We start from the raw sequence: 5,160 nt of genomic DNA, 5'->3' as shown, positions 1-5,160 counted from the left end.
CTCACTCCAAAATTTCAGAAACAACACCAGAACCAACAGTTCTACCGCCTTCTCTTATCGCAAAACGCAACCCCTTATCCATTGCTATCGGTACTTGCAATTCTACTTCTACACTCACATTATCTCCTGGCATTACCATCTCCTTCCCATCTAGCAATTTTATGCTCCCAGTTACATCCGTTGTCCTTAAATAAAACTGTGGCTGGTAATTCGCAAAAAATGGTGTATGCCTTCCTCCTTCCTCTTTCTTTAATATATAAACCTCCGCCTTAAATTTTCTATGCGGCGTTATCGTCCCAGGTTTTGCCAATACTTGCCCTCTCTCCACTTCTTCTCTTTTTGTTCCTCTTAACAATATTCCTACATTGAGTCCTGCACTTCCCTTATCCAGCAACTTCTTAAACATTTCTACACCTGTGCATATCGTCTTTTGCGTCGCTTTCAGACCTATTATCTCTATCTCTTCTCCCGTCTTTATCTCTCCCTTCTCTATTCTTCCTGTTACCACTGTTCCTCGCCCCGATATCGAAAATACATCTTCGATTGGCAATAAAAATGGTAAATCCACAGGCCTTGGTGGAACCGCTACATATTCATCTAACTTTTCCATCAATTTGTCTATTGATTTCTTTCCATATTCGCTGCTGTCATCCTCCAGCGCCTTGAGCGCTGAACCAACCACCACAGGCACTTCATCCCCTGGAAATCCGTATTTACTCAGTAATTCCCTCACTTCCATTTCTACTAAATCTATCATATCAGCATCAGCAACATCAGCTTTATTTATATACACCACGATATATCCAACACCTACCTGCTTCGCCAGCAATATATGCTCTCTCGTTTGTGGCATTGGCCCATCAACCCCCGACACTACCAATATCGCCGCATCCATCTGTGCTGCACCTACTATCATGTTCTTTACATAGTCAGCGTGTCCAGGACAATCAACGTGTGCATAATGCCTTTTCTCTGTCTGATACTCAACATGCGCTGTTGCTATCGTTATCCCCCTCTTCCTTTCTTCTGGCGCTTTGTCTATCTGATCGTACGCTACAAAATTTCCATAATGCTTCGTTATCGCCGCTGTTAACGTCGTCTTCCCATGATCCACATGTCCTATTGTTCCCACATTTACATGCGGCTTTCCAAATGCTTCCACTACTGCTGTCATAATTATTACCCTTAATTATACTCTAACTTTAACTCATCAACCACATATTGTGGCACTTGCTCATAACAAGAAAAATGCATACTATACTGCGCCCTTCCCTGAGACATAGAACGCAAAACGTTGATATAACCAAACATATTTGCAAGAGGTACCGAAGCAGTAATTATTTTACTATTATTACCTAAATCGAGCATATCAGCAACATTTCCTCTTCTACTATTTATATCACCCATAACATCACCCATATATTCTTCAGGAGTAATGATTTCAACTTTCATTATAGGCTCCAGCATTTTTGGACCAGCTTTATTTGCCATCTCTTTAAAAGCACCTTTAGCAGCAAGTTCAAAAGCTAAAGGACTAGAATCAACCTCATGAAAAGCACCATCAAGAAGGGTAGCCTTAAAATCAATCAACGGAAATCCCGAAATTATACCACCTTCTTTTATCAACTCCAAGCCATTTTCTACCCCAGGAATATACTCTTTTGGAATAGCACCACCCACAATTTTACTTTCAAATTGAAACCCAGAACCAGGCTGAAGAGGTTCAAATTTTATTTTAACCTTAGCAAACTGACCAGCTCCACCAGATTGTTTTTTATGAGTGTAATCAATTTCAACAGATTTAGTGATAGTTTCACGATATGCAACCTGAGGAGCACCGACGTTAGCCTCAACGTTAAATTCGCGCTTCATTCTATCAACAATAATCTCAAGATGGAGCTCACCCATGCCTTTCAATATAGTCTGGCCACTTTCCGCATTTACTGACATTCTCAAAGAAGGATCTTCTGCAACCAACCTATTTAGAGCAATACCTAATTTTTCCTGATCTGAAGTGGTTTTAGGTTCCACAGCAATTTCAATAACAGGCTCAGGAAATTCCATACGCTCCAATAATATAGGAAAATCAACAGAACATAAAGTATCTCCGGTGGTTGTTTTCTTTAGCCCAACTAAAGCAACTATATCTCCAGCCCTAGCCTCAGTTATATCTTCTCGGTTATTTGCATGCATAAGTAACATTCTGCCAATCCCTTCAGTTTCGTTTTTTAACGCATTTGAAACGGTAGATTTAGACTTTAATTTACCAGAATAAATACGGATAAACGTCAAGCTGCCTACAAATTTATCCGTCATCACTTTAAATGCAAGAGCAACAAATTTCTCTTTTTCTGAAGGTTTGACCTCAATTTTCTTTTCTGAATCTTTAGGATCAATTCCAACAATTACATCAACATCAATAGGAGAAGGTAAAAAGTCAACCACACCATCTAAAAGTGGTTGTACGCCTTTATTTTTAAAAGCTGATCCACATAACACAGGAACAAATTTTCCTTTAATGGTCCCATTTCTCACGCATTTTTTCAGTAAATCCACTGGCAGATCATTAGACTCAAAGTAAGTATTCATCGCTTCATCATCCATCTCAGCTGCAGCATCTAATAAAAGATTTCGATATTCTTGAGCCTTATCAAGCAAATCAGAAGGAATATCTTCATAAGAAAATTTAGCGCCCAACGTTTCTTCTTGCCATATAATAGCTTTCATAGAAATAAGGTCAATTATACCTTTGAAATCTTTCTCACTCCCTATTGGTAAATGAATAACTAAAGGCGCTGCACCAAGCTTCGTCTTTATCATATCAACACATCGATAAAAATTTGCCCCTATTCTATCCATCTTATTAACAAAGCAGATACGAGGAACGCTATATTTATCAGCTTGACGCCACACTGTCTCAGATTGAGGTTCAACTCCGGCAACTCCATCAAATACAGCAACTGCACCATCCAAAACCCTTAAAGATCTCTCAACTTCAATAGTGAAATCAACGTGACCAGGAGTGTCTATTATATTGACCCTATGATCATTCCAAAAACATGTTGTTGCAGCAGATGTGATTGTAATACCACGCTCTTTTTCCTGCTCCATCCAATCCATAGAAGCTGCACCATCGTGCACTTCACCAATTCTATTTTGCTTACCAGTATAAAATAAAATACGCTCTGTTGTGGTAGTCTTACCAGCATCTATGTGAGCCATTATCCCTATATTTCTGTATTTAGATATTCCAATTTCCATATCACAATTAATTAGCTAACATTAAAAACGAAGATGAGAAAATGCCTTATTAGCTTCAGCCATTTTATATTTTTCTTCGCACATCTTAAACGCACCACCGCGTTTATTATAAGCATCCAGTATTTCAGATTGCAAACAATCAACAGTGGTTTTTCCACTCTTTTTTCGAGCAGCAGAAGTTGCTTTAGCAATCCACCTTAACGCTAAAGAAACCGCTCTATCTTGTCGAACTTCAACAGGTACTTGATAAGTTGCACCACCAATGCGTCGAGAACGCACTTCTATAGAAGGAGTAACATTTCCTACTGCTGTCTCAAAAATTGATAACCCACCTTCGCCTATTTTCTTTTCAGCTAAAGACAAAGCGTCATAGATAATCTTTTCTGCAGTAGATTTTTTACCACATTTCATGATTGTATCAATGAAACGCATCAGCAAAACACTGCCGTAACGCGAATCAGGACTGATTTCTCTTTTTTTTGCTTTATTCCGACGAGCCATAAACTTTAACCAGATTTCTTTACACCATATTTTGAACGAGCTTTCTTTCGATTTTGCACACCACGCAGATCAAGGGCACCTCTTATTATGTGATAACGCACACCTGGCAAATCTTTAACCCGCCCACCACGTATCAAAACAACAGAGTGTTCTTGTAAATTATGACCTTCACCAGGTATATAAGCCGTCACTTCACCATACCCACTAATTTTTACTCTGGCTACTTTACGGAGCGCTGAGTTAGGCTTTCTAGGAGTTGTAGTATACACCTTAGTGCAAACACCTCTCCTTTGAGGGTTGCTTTCTCCCAAAGCTGGTACCTTTTTCCTATGGGTCAATCCTAATCTACCCTTACGTATTAATTGATTTATCGTAGGCATATGTTATAAACTCAAGCTCATTAAAATAACTAAGTTTTTAGTTATAAAATAATAAACCTCAATAGTCAATATAAAAATAAACATTACTACTCTAATAATTAAGCTCAACTGCCTTGAAAGCCATCAGTAGACTTCTTGCACTACCTCCCAAGCCACAACTGTCATTCAGTAGAAACGAAAAAACTTACTTGACACCCTTCGCCAGCCCCATTATCATGGTACTGAAGGTATTCATTTATCTTCAATCTGTGCAGATTAAATGACAACAGTATTACGTAATTGGCGTCTTATTTTTAATTTTTTGCACTATGCACACTTTACGTCTTCACAACATTTCTGGGTTTTTACCTATATAAGCTGAAACGCGCTTATAAAGCGTTTAAGACAGTATAGTACGCCAATTTGCAGGATTAGAGAGTGACAACTGGCTAATACTGGATGTCTTTTGCCTTTTTTTCTGCTTAGTAAATTTCTTAAACATTTAAACTAAGGTGAGTTGCATTTAAAAGCAGCTAAATTGCAGTGTTTAAGACTTAAAAAACGCCAATACTGAAAATAGACAATGACTAGGGCTTCTTTTGCCTTTTTTTTGCTTGGTAAATTTCTTAATATTTATGGCAACATGAACTGAGCAGGAAGGTGTCATTCCAGTGCTTGACACTGGAATCCAGTTTTCCATATAATCTCATCGAAAATGTTGTAACCACTTTCTGTGCTAGTTTGCTTGCTTACAAGCAAACTTTTCTGGATCTCAGTGTCTGGGCACTGGGATGACAGGAGAAGGTACTAGGATGACACCCTGACCTCGTCGTCCCGCTACTTGTTAGCGGAATCTAGAGATACCGTGACGGTATGAAGTAAAGCTCGCATTAGCTATACTTTTATGCTCACCAACTTAGCTGGATCCAAGTAGTCAAGCTACTTGGATCTGCAAATTGCAATGTTCGTACAGCCATACGCGTCAAGTTAAGAGATTGTGAGCAAATTTAGAGAGGTTAAAGTGGATACTCTAGCCCTT

The 5,160-nt window shown here is 38.8% G+C and carries 4 protein-coding genes; all 4 read right to left on the bottom strand.

The window, feature by feature from the left end:
• Nucleotide 1 precedes the first annotated feature (1 nt).
• The 4 genes from tuf to rpsL are packed head-to-tail and all read right to left on the bottom strand — an operon-like array spanning nt 2 to nt 4,142.
• On the bottom strand, nt 2-1,174 hold the full coding sequence (gene tuf / locus OZD68_RS02320) for an elongation factor Tu (RefSeq protein WP_010962309.1): 1,173 nt from the start codon (nt 1,172-1,174) through the stop codon (nt 2-4).
• An 11-nt stretch (nt 1,175-1,185) separates the two neighbouring features.
• Nucleotides 1,186-3,261 carry an elongation factor G gene (gene fusA, locus OZD68_RS02315; RefSeq protein WP_182309272.1) on the bottom strand — a complete coding sequence of 692 codons (2,076 nt, stop codon included), beginning with the start codon at nt 3,259-3,261 and terminating at the stop codon, nt 1,186-1,188.
• A gap of 21 nt (nt 3,262-3,282) precedes the next feature.
• Nucleotides 3,283-3,762, bottom strand: a complete 480-nt coding sequence (gene rpsG, locus OZD68_RS02310; protein WP_182309271.1) for a 30S ribosomal protein S7 — start codon at nt 3,760-3,762, stop codon at nt 3,283-3,285.
• Between the two features lie 5 nt (nt 3,763-3,767).
• A complete protein-coding gene (gene rpsL, locus OZD68_RS02305) occupies nt 3,768-4,142 on the bottom strand; it encodes a 30S ribosomal protein S12 (protein WP_182309270.1) in 375 nt (124 codons plus the stop codon).
• Nucleotides 4,143-5,160: the final 1,018 nt, after the last annotated feature.

The sequence above is a fragment of the Wolbachia endosymbiont of Drosophila bicornuta genome, from assembly GCF_028982105.1.
Taxonomy (GTDB): Bacteria; Pseudomonadota; Alphaproteobacteria; order Rickettsiales; family Anaplasmataceae; genus Wolbachia; species Wolbachia pipientis.
The sequence above is the reverse complement of the archived record's forward strand: the minus strand, read 5'-3'. Positions and strand labels throughout refer to the sequence as shown.

Bases quoted from the DNA above. Each gene is read 5' to 3' on its own strand.
- fusA (WP_182309272.1), bottom strand. From the start codon at position 3,261: ATGGAAATTGGAATATCTAAATACAGAAATATAGGGATAATGGCTCAC.
- tuf (WP_010962309.1), bottom strand. From the start codon at position 1,174: ATGACAGCAGTAGTGGAAGCATTTGGAAAGCCGCATGTAAATGTGGGA.
- rpsL (WP_182309270.1), bottom strand. From the start codon at position 4,142: ATGCCTACGATAAATCAATTAATACGTAAGGGTAGATTAGGATTGACC.
- rpsG (WP_182309271.1), bottom strand. From the start codon at position 3,762: ATGGCTCGTCGGAATAAAGCAAAAAAAAGAGAAATCAGTCCTGATTCG.